Source organism: Pirellulales bacterium (assembly GCA_035499655.1).
In the GTDB taxonomy this organism is placed as follows: domain Bacteria; phylum Planctomycetota; class Planctomycetia; order Pirellulales; family JADZDJ01; genus DATJYL01.
Window position 1 is genome coordinate 26,936 of record DATJYL010000064.1, and the last position, 15,562, is coordinate 42,497.

Sequence of the window (15,562 nt, forward strand, 5' to 3'; positions counted from 1 at the left end):
AGCATTACACGTCGCTCGCGTCCATTCAACGGATCACACGTCCATGTATTCTTCCTTTCCCATTCTGTTCGTCGGCCGCGCCGATCAACCCGAATTGCGCGCAGCCGCCGCTTGGCTTAGCACCCATGGCGCAACGCTGGCCGACGATTTTCCCGCCGCCTTAAATCTCCTCAGCGACGGCGATTGTTCACCGGCCTTAATCGTACTGGCCGAGTTCTTCCCGCCCCGCCTTACCAATTGCCAACTGCACGCCTTGCGCCAATCCGCGCCGCTGGCCAAAATCTTCCGCTTGTTGGGCCCCTGGTTCGAGGGCGAAGTTCGCACCGCACACCCGCTCCCTGCCACGCTGCGAACGTATTGGCATCAATGGGCCCCCCGATTGCAGCGACCCCTGGAACAATTCTGCTCCAACCAGATTTCGGCACATACGCCTTTTGAATCCACATGGTCGTTGCCCATTACCGCCGGCGATGACGAGCAGTTGCTGGCCGCGCTCGACGATTGTGGGCTGCCTTGCGCCGAAGTCAAACGCAGCGATGTCCTAAGCGATAACTTTTCCGCCCCGCTCGCGCAGCCCGCCAATTTCTGCGCCCCATTGATTGCCGTCATCGCCCAGCATCGCGAAACCGCTCAATCGCTGCGCGATTTGTGCGCCCAGCGCGGGTGGAAAACGGTCTGGCTGCGGACGCCGCCGACTGAAACCCCATTAAAGGTCGACGTGATTTTATTCGATTCCATCTCCGGCTCGCCGGCGGAGCTGGAAACCGTGGCGCGGCTAAAGGCCGTTTCCGGCGGTGCCCCACTCGTGGCGCTGCAAGGTTTTCCCCGGGCCGATGACATCCGCCGTTGGCAAACCGCCGGCGCCGCGGCACTCGTCTCCAAGCCATTCCTGGCCGAAGATCTGTTCTGGCAAATCGAGCAATTTCTCCCACATTCCGTCGCCGCAACCGTATGAATAAAATCTGGTTCAAACGTCACGCTTCCGCAAACTCGTCCACTTCCACGCGCATAATTTCGCGTTGCCATTGCGGTTCGTGAATCGGCCAGGCACGAATGGCCGGCGGACCGTCGTCGTAAATCGCCTGGCAAGTTTCATGGGCCTGGCGGCGACATCGAAGTTCGCGCTCCCCGGGCGGCGGCAAACGATAGGCGGCATTCGTCTTCCGCCAAGTTAGCTGATTCTGATCGTACACTGCTACAATCACCGGGGACGAAAAATCGAGCATCCGCCGCCCAAGCAGCTCGTGGCTGGCCGTGGCGTAAATCTCCTTCAATCGAAATAAATCCCACCCACATTCGTTTCCGTCGCGCTGGAACTGCTTGTGCGGCAACAACAGCCGCGCGGCCATGCCGTTGGCAATCATCTCCCGCGCCTGCTGCGGAGCTAAATGGGCATCGACCTCCAATTCTGCAAACACGTGCTCCGCCAGGGCTTCGCCAATTTCATGCGCCACCGCCCAGTGCAGCCGTTCCGGGCGCGGATCGTGCTTCACAAAAATCGACGGCGCATTTCTCCCATTCGGCGTGGCTAAATTCACCAACCGCGCCCGCCCCTGCTGCCGATCGTCCCAGGCCACGTTCAATCCCAACCGCTGCGCCAACCCCACGGCGTCCACCGGCGGAGTCGCCCAGTGCGCCGTCTTCAGCGCTTCCCGGGCCACAATATCCAGGGCCACAGCCATTTCTTCCTGAGAGATTTCCGGCAGCATGATAACGCCTCACAACGGCTTTGCACAACAAATAGTCGTTGCACAATAAAGAAAGACGTTGCACAACAATTCAATTTTTTGAATTGGGATGAAGCCGAGGGTGCAGATAATCCCAATACCGCGAAGAGCGCATTATATTTTCGATTGCGCTTTCGTCTAGCTTACCGGACTTCGCTGGCAGGGGCACAGTGACGCGCTCGAGCTTCTCTTTGAAGCATTTGCGGTAATAAGAAAATCTCCATTGCTCGCGCCGCAACATCACCTGAATGAACAGCAGCGTTGTAATTCGAAGCGGTTGCTTCGGAATGCAAACTGCAACATCGTCCTTTGCGGCAAACTTATATGGATGATATTTCGCTGCCAACGTCGCTCCATTGAACGCAATGGTTAACCTGTGACTATAGGCATGCTCAACATCGAAATAACCACAAACGCCATTATTTTCCTCGCCGCAGGATATAATCGGGACGTTTCCACGGGACAGCACGCCGACGCTGTGGTAGTCACCAGGATGCAGATCAAACAAGTGCCCAAGTGTTATGCGCTCCATTGTCAGCAACTTTCCATTGTCCTGCGCGGCATTATTATCTGAAACCTCTGGCATGACTTCAGAAATGCTGAATGGAACGTCATCCGGTATTGTAGATGGAATAGAAAGCCTGCCCAATCGCGATATCAGCGCACGCCAATACCACGAAAATCGCCAACGTAGGCCAAGATTGATATAAGCAGCAGCATAGGCGAGCTGGCTTGCAGTCATTGGACGTATCCGGCTCAAGCGCTATGATGGAAGTGCCTGCACAGCCATACCCAATGAACGGCGGTACCTGAATTGTTGCCTCACCAAATGCCGAAACGGCAATGCCGCGAAATTGATGTACGGTGTCATTGGCCATTGGCCTCACCCAACCCATTACACCGTTATCTGATAAGCCACTAGCGACATAAGGAACGTCACCGGGTTTGTGTTTACTAAATAACTCGGACCTTGATCGATGCAAACGAAATACTCTATCGAGTCTCTTCATTTGTCGAACTCCTCTACCAGCGCTTCTTTTCCGTATTGAACAAGGAACGCTGCCGTTTGCCTTGCCATTTGTTCTACGGCTTCCGCTAATACTGCTTTGCTTAGCGGTGCAGTATCAAGATAAGCTTCTGGGAGCAATTCAAGTTGCGGGTCTGAAAAATCTATAGGCGCGGTCTTGTAAAATTGGGGCACGTTAACATGCGTTGTAGGCGAGGCAATAAAACTTTTAAGAACAGGCAGTACTTCTGGGAGTTGATCGCGTTCTGAACGCGGTGGTACGAATTCTGTCGCTGGCAACCGCTTCGACTTAGAAATAATTTGCCCGTCGTGTTCAATCATTGCCCAAAACACGGGCTGCTCTGGCGAATGCGGCACCCCTTTTTTGACTATGATCGCGGCAACTTGCTTCATTGCAGCCGGATAGAAGAGTTTCTCGGGCAAGCTGACAACAGCGAGCAAGCTGTGCTTGGCCAATAGTTCGTCTCGTCGCCAAATAAGTTCGTCTCGTGATCCGAATAATATATTGAGCGGTAATAGGCAAAACAGTATTTTTCCATCAACCATAGTAGAAAGCGCTTGCGAGACAAAACGATATTCTTTGTCTGTGCTTCCCTTCAGCGCAAATGGTGGGTTCATCAAAACCCGCGTTATTGGCTCATTTCCTTCTGATGGTTGGTTTTGAGCATATTGCGCTGTCGCATGACCGTTAACAGATCGCTTTGTTAAGTACGTACTAAAAGCATTGCCTTCGACAATGTTGTTTTTTCCATCACCTCGAAAAATCATATTCACAATTGCGAGTGCTGCGACAGCGGATTCCTGTTCTATGCCAAAAATATTGTATTTCTTAAACCGCTCTTGCTGTTGGCTTGTGCTGTTCCTGCGAACATGATCAAACGCGGCAACTAAAAATCCGCCAGTTCCGCATGCTGGATCGAGAACAATGTCATCGCTAGAAACACCGATTGCTTCCACGCCAAAACGTGTGATGTGTCTTGGCGTCAACACAATCCCGATTTCCTTCGCTCCATTTCCGTACTTTAGAAATACCTCGTAGAACTGCCCAAGAACGTCAGTACTGGAATTCATAGCAGAACGAATGTTTAAGTTCTGCAATTCTTGTATCGTTTTTACTAATGCAGCTTTGAATTTAACGTGATTAGTTGTATTGGTTGGTGGAAGAATTCGAACAAATGGCGCGAAATCTGGCTTGCCGTGCTGCCGTAGTATCGCTTCGCTGCGAGTGTTAATTTCGCCAATTAAGACCGAGAGTTTTGTATCTAGATTTGGCGGTTCGTCAATTACTGACAGAAGCAATGCCGCCATAGTTTTTGCGCGATCATTCTTATTGATTCCACCAATATGCAAAATCTCATTTATTCTCTCAGCGGCATTCAAAAATAACCGTTGTGGCGGCGAATATTCGTGAACATCTTCGGTGTTGTTATCGACAAGGAACTGCGCTTGTTGCGGTGACAACAAACCAGTTGCCGGACGGCCATTGATTGTTACATCGTGCCATTCACCATCAATCCGAATAGTTGTACGGATTAGATAGCCGTGATCCTCAGTTCCGGCCAAGCCGGTCGCTAGTACAGCCCGCAACTTTCCGGGAATGTCATTTATTTTTTGGCAATAATCGTCCTGCGCTTCCGAAAGTGCCTTAGATAAGTCTTTGCGAAGGGCCTTGGCTTCGATTACCCACAAAATGTCTTCGCGTACTTTGATTACATTTTCTGGCCGACTTTTATCGAACGCACTTTTAATACCGGCATGGCCGAGGCATTGGTTTTGCGTCCAAACCTGCCCACCCGTATTAGAATTAGGGTTTTTTACAATCCAGCCAAGATCGCGTAATTGATCACGTATAAACCCGTAAGCTTCGACTTCAGTTGCCGGATCAACCAGCAGCCGTTGAATAGGCGGCGCTAGTCCTTTACCAGCTTGGTGATCTTCACGCCGATCGCCTTTGCGAACTTTCGTAGGGTTCCGATTTGCGGATTGTGGCTTTGAAGGAATTGCGATACCCCCTGTCGAGCGGAATTTACTTTGAAGCCCATTCGCTCCCCTAGCTCCTGCGTTTTCATTCCGGCGGCTTTTTTTCTTACCCAAAGCTCTTTGGCTTTGAGCATTGCTGGATCGACTGGTTCGCCGTTTTTCCCATACCTATGTCTATATCTCATAGACTTAATTATGTCAAATTCTCCTCGCCTTGTCAATATGTTATTGACATATCAGAATATGTCTATATGATATAGACATACGCAGCAAGCAAAAGGAGATTATCCAATGAACGAACGTGAACAACGCGGGTTGATGATTGCGGCTTCATGCCGGATTAAAAAGAGGGGCCAAGTCTGGCTCGTGCCATCCCAAGCAGTCAATGGGAAGAAGTATACCGTTTCCCTCGATTCTGAACAGCCGCATTGCACTTGCCCCGATCACGAAACGCGCGGCTGCCTCTGTAAACACATTTATGCCGCTCGCATCGTCTACGAACGCGAATATTCCGATGACGGCGTGATGATGACGGAAACGGAATCACTCACGATCCAAACGACACGAAAAACATATCCGCAGAATTGGACAGCCTATAACACTGCGCAAACTGGCGAAAAGGCGACGTTGCAGGTTTTGCTCCATGAACTGTGCTCTGGCATTCCGCAGCCCAAGGCAGGGATTGGACCGCCACGGCTACCAATCGGCGATGCAATTTTTGTTGCCTGCTTCAAAGTTTATTCCATGCTCAGCGGGAGGCGATGCATTAGCGACCTCTGCGACGCCCAAGCCAAAGGCTACATTCGCCGCGTTCCGCATTTTAACTCGATCTTCAATGTTTTCGACGCTCCAGGAACCGGGACGATCCTAACGCGGTTAATCGCTCAGTCAGCGGCACCGCTGGCGGCTTTGGAATCGAAGTTTGCGGTTGATTCGTCTGGCTTCAGTGGTTGCAAGTTTGACCGCTGGTATGACTACCGCTGGGGCGGTGAAATCAAGGAAATGCGAAGCTGGGTTAAATGTCACGCAATGATAGGCTGTTTAACTAACGTCGTCACAGCCTGCGAAGTGCTTGATAAAGAAAGCGCCGATTCGCCCATGCTAAAACCGCTAATGAACGAGACTGCCAAACAGTTCAAGATCGGCGATTTGTGCGCCGACGCTGCCTATCTCAGCGAAAACAACCTGCAATCTATCGCCGATATCGGGGGCAGCGGCTTCATTGCCTTCAAAAGAAATTCCACTGCCTCACGCCCCGGTGTGTGGAATAAATCATTCCACTTATTCAACCTTCACCGCGAAGAGTTTTTGGCTCGCTATCATCAACGCAGCAACATTGAATCCACGTTCTCAATGATTAAGCGCAAGTTCGGCGACAGCGTAAGAAGCAAAGGCGACCTCGCAATGAAAAACGAAGTCCTGGCGAAAGTGCTGTGCCACAATTTGTGCTGCTTGATACAATCGATGGAAGAGTTTGGGCTTTGCATAATATCTCACGTCAAGCCACAAAATGATGAAGATTGCAGCGGTGCTGTCGCAACAGATCGCGACGGCACCATCGTTTTTGTGCAAAGCCGCCTCACAACTATACATATGTATATATCTAGAAGCCGGCTCTGTCAAGGAGTCCAGCGCGGGACTTTTCCAGCGTATTCGTCCACTCGCCAGCGCGTCCTCTTTCGGATAAGATGAAGAACTTGCACACACCGCCATAATTCCCGATCGAGGCCCCGTTTTGTCCACTTTGACCACCGTCGCCGCTAAACCCGTGCCTAACAATTGCAAAGGCACATACGCCTTCGTCAGCCTCGGCTGCCCCAAAAACCTGGTCGACAGCGAACGCATGCTGGGCTTGTTGCAGCTCGACGGCTACCGCCTGGTCCACGAACCGCAGGGGGCAGATTTCGTCGTCGTCAATACCTGCGGCTTTATCGAACGGGCCCGCGAAGAATCGTACTCCACCATCCACGAAATGCTGGAACTCAAGCGCCGGGGTGATATCCGGGGCGTCATCGTTTCCGGCTGCCTGGCGGAGCGGGAAAAAGAAGTGCTGCTGGAAAAATGCCCAGAGGTCGATTACATCGTCGGCGTATTTGGCCGCGAACAAGTGACGCAGGTGGCCGATCGCTTGGTCGGCCGGCTGGCCGAACAGCGGAGCGTATTTCGACCCGCCCCGTCACGGCCGTTTTCTGATCGTTCTCGGTTGCGCATCACTCCGCGGCATTTCGCCTATCTGAAAATCTCCGAAGGGTGCGACCGCCTTTGTACTTTCTGCGCCATTCCCAAAATGCGCGGCAAGCACGCCACCAAGCCCATGGAAGAAGTGCTTGCAGAAGCCGCCGAGTTGGCCGCCGACGGCGTGCGGGAGCTCATCATCGTCGCCCAAGATACCACGTATTACGGCCTCGACCTGTACGGCCAGCCGCGCCTGGCCGAACTGCTGCGGCAACTTGTCGAAGTGCCCGGCATCGATTGGATTCGGCTGATGTACCTGTACCCCATGTACTTCAGCGACGAACTGGTCGATGTCATTTCCACCGGCGGAAAAATCCTCCCCTATCTCGATTTGCCGCTGCAGCACATTAACGACACCATGCTCCGCCGCATGCAGCGCCGTGTGAATCGGGCCGAAACCGAGCAACTGCTGTCCACGCTCCGCGCGCGCATTCCCAATCTGGTGCTCCGTACGACCTTCATCACGGGCTTTCCCGGCGAAACCGACGAGCAATTTGCGGAGCTCGTCGAGTTTTCCCAGCAGCAAAAATTTCAACGGCTCGGCGTGTTCACCTATTCCTACGAAGAAGGCACCCCGGCGATCCGCCTGCCCGATCACCTTCCCGACGAAGTGAAAAATTCCCGCCGCGACCAATTGATGGCCGTCCAGCAAAATGTCGCCTTCCAGTGGAACCAATCGCAAGTCGGCCGCCGGCTCGATGTGCTCATCGACCGCGCCATTCCCGAGGAAAATAACGCCTGGCTGGGCCGTTCCTATGCCGACGCTCCCGATGTCGATGGCGTGGTCTACGTCACCGGCAAGCATCTCAAGCCGGGCAAAATTGTCCCCTGCGAAATTGTCGCCACCGCCGAATACGACCTGGTCGCCGCCGCCATTGGGCATGGAAAATAGCAAGCGCTGGGATTGCGATGCTCAGCACATTTGGGATTCGCCATTGCTCTTCGCTGATCTACAATTGAATAGCCATGTCGATCACCAGCCAACCGCCGACCCGGGCCGCCAAATACGACGAGCGCACCATCGTCAACTTTCCCAACGAAGTAACGACCATCCGTCTGGCCCTGTCCGTCCTCCTGTTCGTATTGCTGCATTTTCATTGGTACTGGGCCGGCTTTTGGCTGTTTCTGCTCGCCGCCGGCACAGATTGGCTCGATGGTTTTTGGGCCCGCCGCTATGGGCAAATCACCATCTTAGGTCGCATGCTTGATCCGTTTGTCGATAAGGTCATTATTTGCGGCACGTACATTTTTTTGGCCGCCGATCCCCATTCTGGATTGGTCGCTTGGATGGCCGTCCTGGTGCTGGGCCGCGAATTGCTCGTTACCGCCCTGCGCAGTTTTTTCGAACAGCACGGCTCCGATTTTTCCGCCGCCATTTCCGGCAAGCTGAAGTTTATTTTGCAATGTGCGGCTGTGGCCGCTAGTTTGTATTGGCTCAGTTACCAGCCGATCACCGCGCCCACCATCCCGCCCACGACGGCCGTCGGCGACCTGCACCTCGACTATCCCACCTGGGTGCAATCCGTCGTGGTAATTTCCGTTTGGTCGATGATCGCCATCACCATCTATTCCGGATATGCCTATGTGCGGGCGGCCATCGGGTTGATTCGTCGAATGTAGCCATCCCCTGGCAATGCTTGGCATGGAAATCACGCCCGCTGAACTGATCGAACAAGTCTGCATGCTCCTGGCCATGGGCCTGCCCGTTTGGCTGTGGCTGGTTTGGCGCTGGCGAAACGACGGTGTACTTTTACCGTACGAACCACGTTCCCCCGTCCCTTGGCAAGGGGTCGATTTGCTGCTTGTCTTGGCGTTGTTTTTTCTGGCCGAAGTGTTCTGCCTTAGCCTCGGTTTCCGTATCGCAGGCCTCAAACCCGCGATCGACGGGCAACCCCAAACGGCCGCGGAACAGTTGGTCGCCATCACGGGCGACGGCGCTGCACGTCTCGTTGCGCTCTGTCTTGCCCTGGTTGTTCTCACACGCCGCGCCCACGCCACGGCGGCCAATTTAGGTTTCCAGCCAACGAAAATTGTCTTCGATCTGACATGCGGAGCGATTGCTTTTGCGGCCATCGCGCCCGTCGTCTATGCCGTCCAAATCGTATCGGAAGCGTTCATCACTCAATACCATCATCCATTGATCAAGGCCGTCCAGCAGCACCCGGACCCCGTCACCTGGATCATGGTCACCCTTTCCGCTGTCATCGTGGCGCCGGTGACCGAAGAATTTTTCTTCCGCGGATTGCTGCAGGGCTGGCTGGAAAAAATCGAACTGGATTATTGCCGGCGGCTCGGTCGAGTCGCTGCCACTTCTGCGGCCGAAGATTATCCCGCCGATGCGGCTCATGAGGCCCACACTCAACCCCAGTTTTTGCAGCACGGCCTGCTGAATCTGCCCTTAGGGACTGTGCCCATTTTGCTTAGCTCCACGTTATTTGCACTCACGCATTTAGGGCAGGGCGCGGCCCACATTCCGCTGTTTGTGCTGGCCTTGGTGCTGGGTTTTCTCTACCAACGCACCCACCGTTTGCTGCCGTCCGTGGTCGTCCACTTTCTGCTCAATGCCATCACCATGGGCCTGCTGTTCGCCTCCACGTAATGCGAGCATGCCGGATGCCGGCTAAGTTTTTTTCCACCGGCGTCAGGGTGATCGGGGTCGAGTGCCGCCGAGCCTCCAGAAATGTGCCGCTGGGGTTCGCTATATTCCACCCCAGCCAGCCGTCAATGCAAGTGCATTAAGACCCCGATCTTCCCCAGGCACTTTCGACCACCCCCCTACTCTGTTTATAATCAACCGCTCATCGCTTCTCGCAACTCTTTTCTTCGCTCACCGCTTTTCCACGAACCACACACCCCTCACCACGAACTCCACATACCCATGCCCTACGGTTTCGGAATTATCGGCTGCGGAATGATCGCTCGTTTTCATGCCAAGGCCATTGCCGAGGTGCCCGACGCCAAGCTTGTGGCATGTTTTGATAGTTACGCTCCGGCAGTGGAAAAATTCTCTGCCGAAGTTGGCTGCCGCGGATACACCAAGCTGGACGAAATGCTGGCCGACCCGGCCGTGCACGTCGTCACCATTGGCACGCCCAGCGGCGCCCACATGGAGCCTGCCGTCGCCGCCGCCGCGGCCGGCAAGCACGTCATCGTGGAAAAACCATTGGAAATTACGCTCACCCGCTGCGACGCCATCATCTCCGCCTGCGAAAAAAATAAAGTCAAGCTCTCGGCCGTGTTCCCGTCTCGATTCCACGAATCAAGCCGGCAAATGAAATGGGCTGTCGACGAACAACGCTTCGGCCGCCTCACCCTGGGCGATGCTTATGTGAAATGGTTCCGCACGCAGCAGTATTACGACAGCGGCGCTTGGCGCGGCACCTGGCAGCTCGACGGCGGCGGCGCGCTGATGAATCAGGCCGTCCACAGCGTCGATTTGCTCACCTGGTTCATGGGCCCCGTGGCCGAAGTCACGGCCCACACCGCCACCCTGGCCCACCAACGTATCGCCGTGGAAGATACGTGTGTGGCCACGCTCCGCTTTTCCAATGGAGCCCTGGGCATTATTGAAGCCACCACGGCGGTATATCCTGGTTATCTCAAGCGCATCGAACTTCACGGCGACCAAGGCACCGCCGTGATGGAAGAGGAAGACATCAAAACCTGGGATTTCGCCCAGCCGCATCCGCGCGACGAAGCCATTCGCAAACACATGGCCCAAGCTCGCAGCACCGGCGGCGGCGCTAGCGACCCGGCCGCCATCGGTCATCACGGCCATGCCCTGCAGTTTGCCGACGTGCTGAGCGCGATCAAAAACAATGGCGTCCCCGCCATCGATGGCCACGAAGGGCGCCGTTCGGTCGAAATCATTCTGGCCATTTACAAATCGGCCGAAACGCGCCAGGCCGTGCAATTGCCCTTGAAAGACGATCCCGCACTCGCCGCCCGCCAGCGCGATAAATCTTCCTAATCAAGCCGACGATGCCATCGCCGGTGGACTGCATCTGCCGTCATTTTGCACTCTGCAATTTGCACTCGCTCCGTTGGCGCGTCGCGGCTAAAATCTGCCCTTCATGGGTCATTCGTGCTGGTTCTTGGCCCTTGGTCATTCGTCATTAGACATTAGACATTCGAAATCTCCATGTCCTCCCGCCTTACCGCTGCCGGCCATTTCGCGGTTTATTTGGTCGTTCGTATTTTCGTCTGCCTGCTGCAGGCGGTCAGTATCGAAACATGCAAGCGCTTGGCCCAGGGTTTAGCCTGGCTGGTGACCGTAGTCATCCCGCTTCGTTTTGACGTTATCGACGACAATCTTCGCCTTGCTTTTCCTACGCTGTCTCCTGCAGCCCGCCGCCAAACGGCTCGCCGCATGTGGGAACATCTGTTTTTAATGTTGGCCGAAATTGCCCACTTTCCACGCAAAGTGCACGACACCAATTGGCGCGATTACATCCGCTTCAAAAACGAATCGTGGATGATGCGTGAACTTTTCCGCAACCGGCCGCGCGTGTTCGTCTCCGGGCATTACGGCAATTTCGAACTAGCCGGATATACCCTCGGCCTGTTCGGTTTCCCCACGTTCACGGTGGCCCGACCTCTAGACAATCCGTACTTGGACCGCTTTGTAAACCACTTTCGCGCGCTTAAAGGGCAATACGTATTGCCCAAGCAAGGCAGCGCCCAGGAAGCGGCCGCACTATTGGAAGGACGCGGCACACTTGGGGTGTTGGCCGATCAACACGCCGGTCCGAAAGGCTGTTGGGTGAACTTTTTCAACCGCCCCGCCTCCACGCACAAGGCCATTGCCGTATTCGCGCTGACCCATGATGCACCGCTCATGGTCGGTTATGCCCGTCGCCTGAGCCGCCCGCTGCAATACGAAATGGCGATGGAAACGATGCTGGAACCAGCCACTATGAACCCCGCGTTGAAAGACGTTGCCTCGCTAACGCAGTGGTACACGAGCGTACTGGAGACCGTTGTCCGTCGCGCGCCGGAGCAATACTGGTGGGTCCACCGCCGCTGGAGAGACAACCGCCCGTCAAAAAAACGCGCCGCCGCGTAACCGGCTGTCCAGCTTTCTAGTAGGGAACCTTGGCAGGTTTGTGGACGCTTGCCACAATGATCGTCGGCAAGGTTGAAGCGGTCTCCATTTGCAATCTACATTCTGCAATCAGTAACCAGTCAACTTCCCGCATTCTGCAATCCAAACCCTCCTGCTTCGATGCATCCCGATCTTAATCCTCCGGTCCGCATCCTGCTCGGTCCTGGTCCCAGCGACATTCATCCCCGCGTGTTGGCAGCGATGGCCAAGCCCACTGTCGGCCATTTAGATCCGTACTATTTGGAGCTGATGAACCGCATGCAGGAGATGCTGCGTGAAGTGTTCCGCACCAAAAACGAAATGACCCTGGCCATCAGCGGCACGGGTTCCGCCGGTATGGAAACGGCCGTGGTCAATGTCGTCGAGCCCGGCGATTCGATGCTCGTTTGCATCAACGGCGTGTTTGGCGGCCGCATGGCCGATGTGGCTCAGCGCGCCGGCGCCAACGTCGTCAAAGTGGAGCGCTCCTGGGGCGAAGTGTTTTCTCCCGCCGATCTGAAAGACGCGCTCGCCAAATCCAAACCCAAAATCGTGGGCATCGTCATGGCCGAAACTTCCACCGGCGCTCGCCAACCCCTGGAAGAAATCAGCCGCCTCGTTCACGATGCCGGCGCGCTATTGCTCGTCGATGCTGTCACCGCCCTGGGGGGCATTCCCGTCGAAACCGATCGCTGGCAGCTCGATGTCGTCTACTCCGGCACGCAAAAATGTCTGAGTTGCCCGCCGGGTTTGGCGCCCATAACCTTCGGACCGCTGGCGATGGAAAAAATCCGCGCCCGCAAAACGAAAGTACAAAGCTGGTATCTCGACGTGACCCTGCTTTCGCAATACTGGGGCCAAGAGCGGGTCTATCATCACACAGCACCCATTAACATGACTTATGGTCTCTACGAGGCCGTTCAGATCATTCTCGAAGAAGGCTTGGAAAACTGCTGGGCGCGCCATGCCCGGAATCACGCTGCGCTGAAAGCTGGCCTGGCCGCCATTGGCATCGGCTATTCCGCTCAGGAAGGCCATCAACTGCCGATGCTCAACGCCGTGAAAATCCCCGCAGGCGTGGACGATGTCGCCGTTCGCCGCGGATTGCTGGAGCGCTTCGGCATCGAAATCGGCGGCGGCCTGGGTGCTTTCAAAGGCAAAGTTTGGCGCATCGGACTGATGGGCTACGGCGCCCGCCCCAACAACGTGCTGCTGGTGCTTTCCGCCCTGGAGCAACTTCTCGCTAAGCAAGGTTGCAAGTTTCCCCACGGCGCATCGCTCGCCGCCGCCAACAAGTTTTATCAATCGCACAAATAATTCAAGCTTCCGACCTTTTCAGGAGCCTCGCCACGTTAACGCCGCTGGAAGAACTGGGCCTCAGTGGTTTAAGCCTCGACAGCCGAGTGCGCAAGGTCTTCTACGCGCTTTCGCAGCAAGAACTGGCCGACTTAATGACCCGCGTTCATGAAGAGGCCCGCCGCCGCAGCATGATCTACGAGCGCGACGGCCAGGTGGAAACCATCCGCGTGCTGTTGCGCCCCAGCGCCGTCATGCCCGACCAGGCGGCCTATCTCCACTTCGTGTCGCTCACATTGCTCAACGCTTTGAAGCGGTTACCGGAAATGTATCTGGCTGATGCCGAAGTGCGCCGCATTGTTCCTCTGTCGGAAGATGAGGAAGCCTGGCTGCACGACAGTTGGGGCCCCAGCCAGCGCGACAACAATCCGGTTTTCGGCAGGCTCGACGGGGTAATTGAATTCACCAGCCCCATGTGGAAAGATTCGCTCCGGTTCATCGAGCCTAATCTGTCGGGCGTGGGCGGCATTCATCTCGCTCCCACCTGCGATCGCTTGATTGCCGATTTCGTCGTGCCGGTGCTGCAGCGGTTCGATCCCACGTTACAACTGGAGCCTGGCCCCGATCTGCGCGAGCTGTTCATTCAAGACTTGCTGGATCATCTGGAAGCCATTGGCCGCCCCGGGCAACATGTCTGCTTCGTCGAGCCGAAGTACGCCGGCAGCGGAATCGACGAACAGACCGCTCTGGCCGAGTATTATTTGCATCGCCACGGGCTGAAAATTCTACACGCCGATCCGGCGGAACTGTACATCGAAGGCGATGAAGTCATGTACGAAGGCTCGTCGATCGACGTGGCATACCGCGATTACGAAGTCCGCGATCTCATTGCCTTGTCCCGTGACGAAGGCGTGAACGTGGAGCCGATGCGCAAGCTGTTTCGCGAAAACCGCATGATTTCCTCCTTGGCCGGCGATTTCGACCACAAAAGCACGTGGGAAATTCTCACCGAGCCCACACTCGCCCGCCGGTACTTCAACGCGGACGAACGGCAAGTTTTTCGCCGCCACGTGGCCTGGACACGGCTGTTGTACGATCGCCGCACCACGCTTCCAGACGGCGAAACCGGCGATTTGTTGAAGTTCGCCCGCAATCATCAAGACATGCTGGTGCTTAAACCCAATCGCAGCTACGGCGGCGACCGCGTCCTGCTGGGGCACTTGCTGGAAGCGCATGAATGGGAGCAGGCCATCGAAAAGGCGCTCGCCGCAGGCGATTGGGTCGTCCAACGGTTGGCAGCCATTCCCGTAGGCGAGTTTCCGTTCCTCGGCGACGATGGCACGGTTCACGTGGAACCGTTTTACACCGTGATGGGCTTTGCAGCCACGAAATATGGGCTGGCACTGTTGGGCCGCGCTTCGCAAAAGCAAGTGGTCAACGTCGCCCAACGCGGCGGCATGTGCAGCGTGCTGGTCGGCCGCCCCCCCAGCCGCTTAATCGGCCCCGGTGCGACGGCGCCAAAAACGTAACCCAAACCGCTTGCGGTTTAGCACTGAAGCGCAACCCCATTTCCAATGCCCTATTCCGAACTATTCACCACCGCGATTGCCCGCATCGACGCCGCCAACGCCGCCGATCCCAATCGCGAAATGTTTCAAAGCCGCGAGCAGCCCAAGGAACTGCTCTACTCTCAGCGAATGACCGGTTGGCTCAATCGGCTCTCGCCCGACGCTTCCGAAGCACTCCGTTTGGCCGCCCGCGGCCAACACATTTGCCGCTGGACCATTCCGCGCAACCATTATCCGCTGGATCGCGCCGGCTACCATCGCTGGCGAAGCGCCTGCCAGCGAATGCACGCCGAAAAGCTGGGCGAAATCTTGCACGCGGTCGGCTACGATGAATCGACCATCGGTCGCGTCCAATCGCTGGTCCGTAAGGAACGGCTCAAACTCGATCCCGAAGCTCAACTTTTGGAAGACGTGGTCTGTCTCGTGTTCTTGGAAAACTACTTCGCCGAATTTTCGCGTCAACACGACGAGGCCAAACTCATCGACATCGTCCGTAAAACCTGGAAAAAAATGTCCGCACGTGGGCATCAAGCGGCGCTTCAATTGCCGCTTTCAGATGAAATCAAATCCATCGTCGAAAAAGCACTGAACCAGCCTCACAGCTAATCGCTAATTGCTCATTGCTCATTGCTCATTGCTAATTGCT

The 15,562-nt window shown here is 55.5% G+C and carries 13 protein-coding genes; 10 read left to right on the plus strand and 3 right to left on the minus strand.

All coding sequences use genetic code 11. The features are described 5' to 3' along the window. Window positions 1-43 precede the first annotated feature (43 nt). Window positions 44-955, plus strand: coding sequence for a response regulator (locus VMJ32_04600; protein ID HTQ38281.1), 912 nt, complete (start codon window positions 44-46; stop codon window positions 953-955). Between the two features lie 19 nt (window positions 956-974). On the opposite strand, the gene VMJ32_04605 is transcribed toward VMJ32_04600, so the two are convergent. From VMJ32_04605 to VMJ32_04615, 3 genes are all read right to left on the minus strand, one after another. Next, window positions 975-1,709 (minus strand): ImmA/IrrE family metallo-endopeptidase, encoded by a 735-nt coding sequence (locus VMJ32_04605; GenBank protein ID HTQ38282.1) that lies wholly within the window; start codon window positions 1,707-1,709, stop codon window positions 975-977. Window positions 1,710-1,779: 70 nt separating this feature from the next. After that, window positions 1,780-2,469: a hypothetical protein gene (locus VMJ32_04610; GenBank protein ID HTQ38283.1), complete on the minus strand. Its 690-nt coding sequence runs from the start codon at window positions 2,467-2,469 to the stop codon at window positions 1,780-1,782. A gap of 264 nt (window positions 2,470-2,733) precedes the next feature. Next, window positions 2,734-4,848 carry an N-6 DNA methylase gene (locus tag VMJ32_04615; GenBank protein HTQ38284.1) on the minus strand — a complete coding sequence of 705 codons (2,115 nt, stop codon included), beginning with the start codon at window positions 4,846-4,848 and terminating at the stop codon, window positions 2,734-2,736. A 177-nt stretch (window positions 4,849-5,025) separates the two neighbouring features. Here VMJ32_04615 and VMJ32_04620 point away from each other — a divergent pair, with 177 nt between their 5' ends. The 9 genes from VMJ32_04620 (at window position 5,026) to VMJ32_04660 (ending at window position 15,522) form a co-directional block, all read left to right on the plus strand. Continuing rightward, window positions 5,026-6,426: a transposase gene (locus VMJ32_04620; protein ID HTQ38285.1), complete on the plus strand. Its 1,401-nt coding sequence runs from the start codon at window positions 5,026-5,028 to the stop codon at window positions 6,424-6,426. 43 nt (window positions 6,427-6,469) lie between these two features. Next, complete coding sequence (rimO, locus tag VMJ32_04625; GenBank protein ID HTQ38286.1) at window positions 6,470-7,861, plus strand: 30S ribosomal protein S12 methylthiotransferase RimO; 1,392 nt, start codon at window positions 6,470-6,472, stop codon at window positions 7,859-7,861. 74 nt (window positions 7,862-7,935) lie between these two features. After that, window positions 7,936-8,589, plus strand: coding sequence for a CDP-diacylglycerol--glycerol-3-phosphate 3-phosphatidyltransferase (pgsA, locus tag VMJ32_04630; GenBank protein HTQ38287.1), 654 nt, complete (start codon window positions 7,936-7,938; stop codon window positions 8,587-8,589). Between the two features lie 22 nt (window positions 8,590-8,611). Continuing rightward, the gene (locus VMJ32_04635) at window positions 8,612-9,568 is read left to right on the plus strand and encodes a CPBP family intramembrane glutamic endopeptidase (protein HTQ38288.1); all 957 of its coding nucleotides are present in this window, start codon (window positions 8,612-8,614) and stop codon (window positions 9,566-9,568) included. Between the two features lie 279 nt (window positions 9,569-9,847). Beyond that, the gene (locus VMJ32_04640; GenBank protein ID HTQ38289.1) at window positions 9,848-10,939 is read left to right on the plus strand and encodes a Gfo/Idh/MocA family oxidoreductase; all 1,092 of its coding nucleotides are present in this window, start codon (window positions 9,848-9,850) and stop codon (window positions 10,937-10,939) included. Window positions 10,940-11,110: 171 nt separating this feature from the next. Further along, entirely contained in the window at window positions 11,111-12,034 is a 924-nt protein-coding gene (locus VMJ32_04645; GenBank protein ID HTQ38290.1) for a lysophospholipid acyltransferase family protein, read from the plus strand. A 159-nt stretch (window positions 12,035-12,193) separates the two neighbouring features. Continuing rightward, window positions 12,194-13,369, plus strand: coding sequence for an alanine--glyoxylate aminotransferase family protein (locus VMJ32_04650; GenBank protein ID HTQ38291.1), 1,176 nt, complete (start codon window positions 12,194-12,196; stop codon window positions 13,367-13,369). Between the two features lie 86 nt (window positions 13,370-13,455). Next, on the plus strand, window positions 13,456-14,877 hold the full coding sequence (locus VMJ32_04655; GenBank protein ID HTQ38292.1) for a hypothetical protein: 1,422 nt from the start codon (window positions 13,456-13,458) through the stop codon (window positions 14,875-14,877). Between the two features lie 45 nt (window positions 14,878-14,922). Continuing rightward, window positions 14,923-15,522: a DUF4202 domain-containing protein gene (locus VMJ32_04660; GenBank protein ID HTQ38293.1), complete on the plus strand. Its 600-nt coding sequence runs from the start codon at window positions 14,923-14,925 to the stop codon at window positions 15,520-15,522. Window positions 15,523-15,562 lie beyond the last annotated feature (40 nt).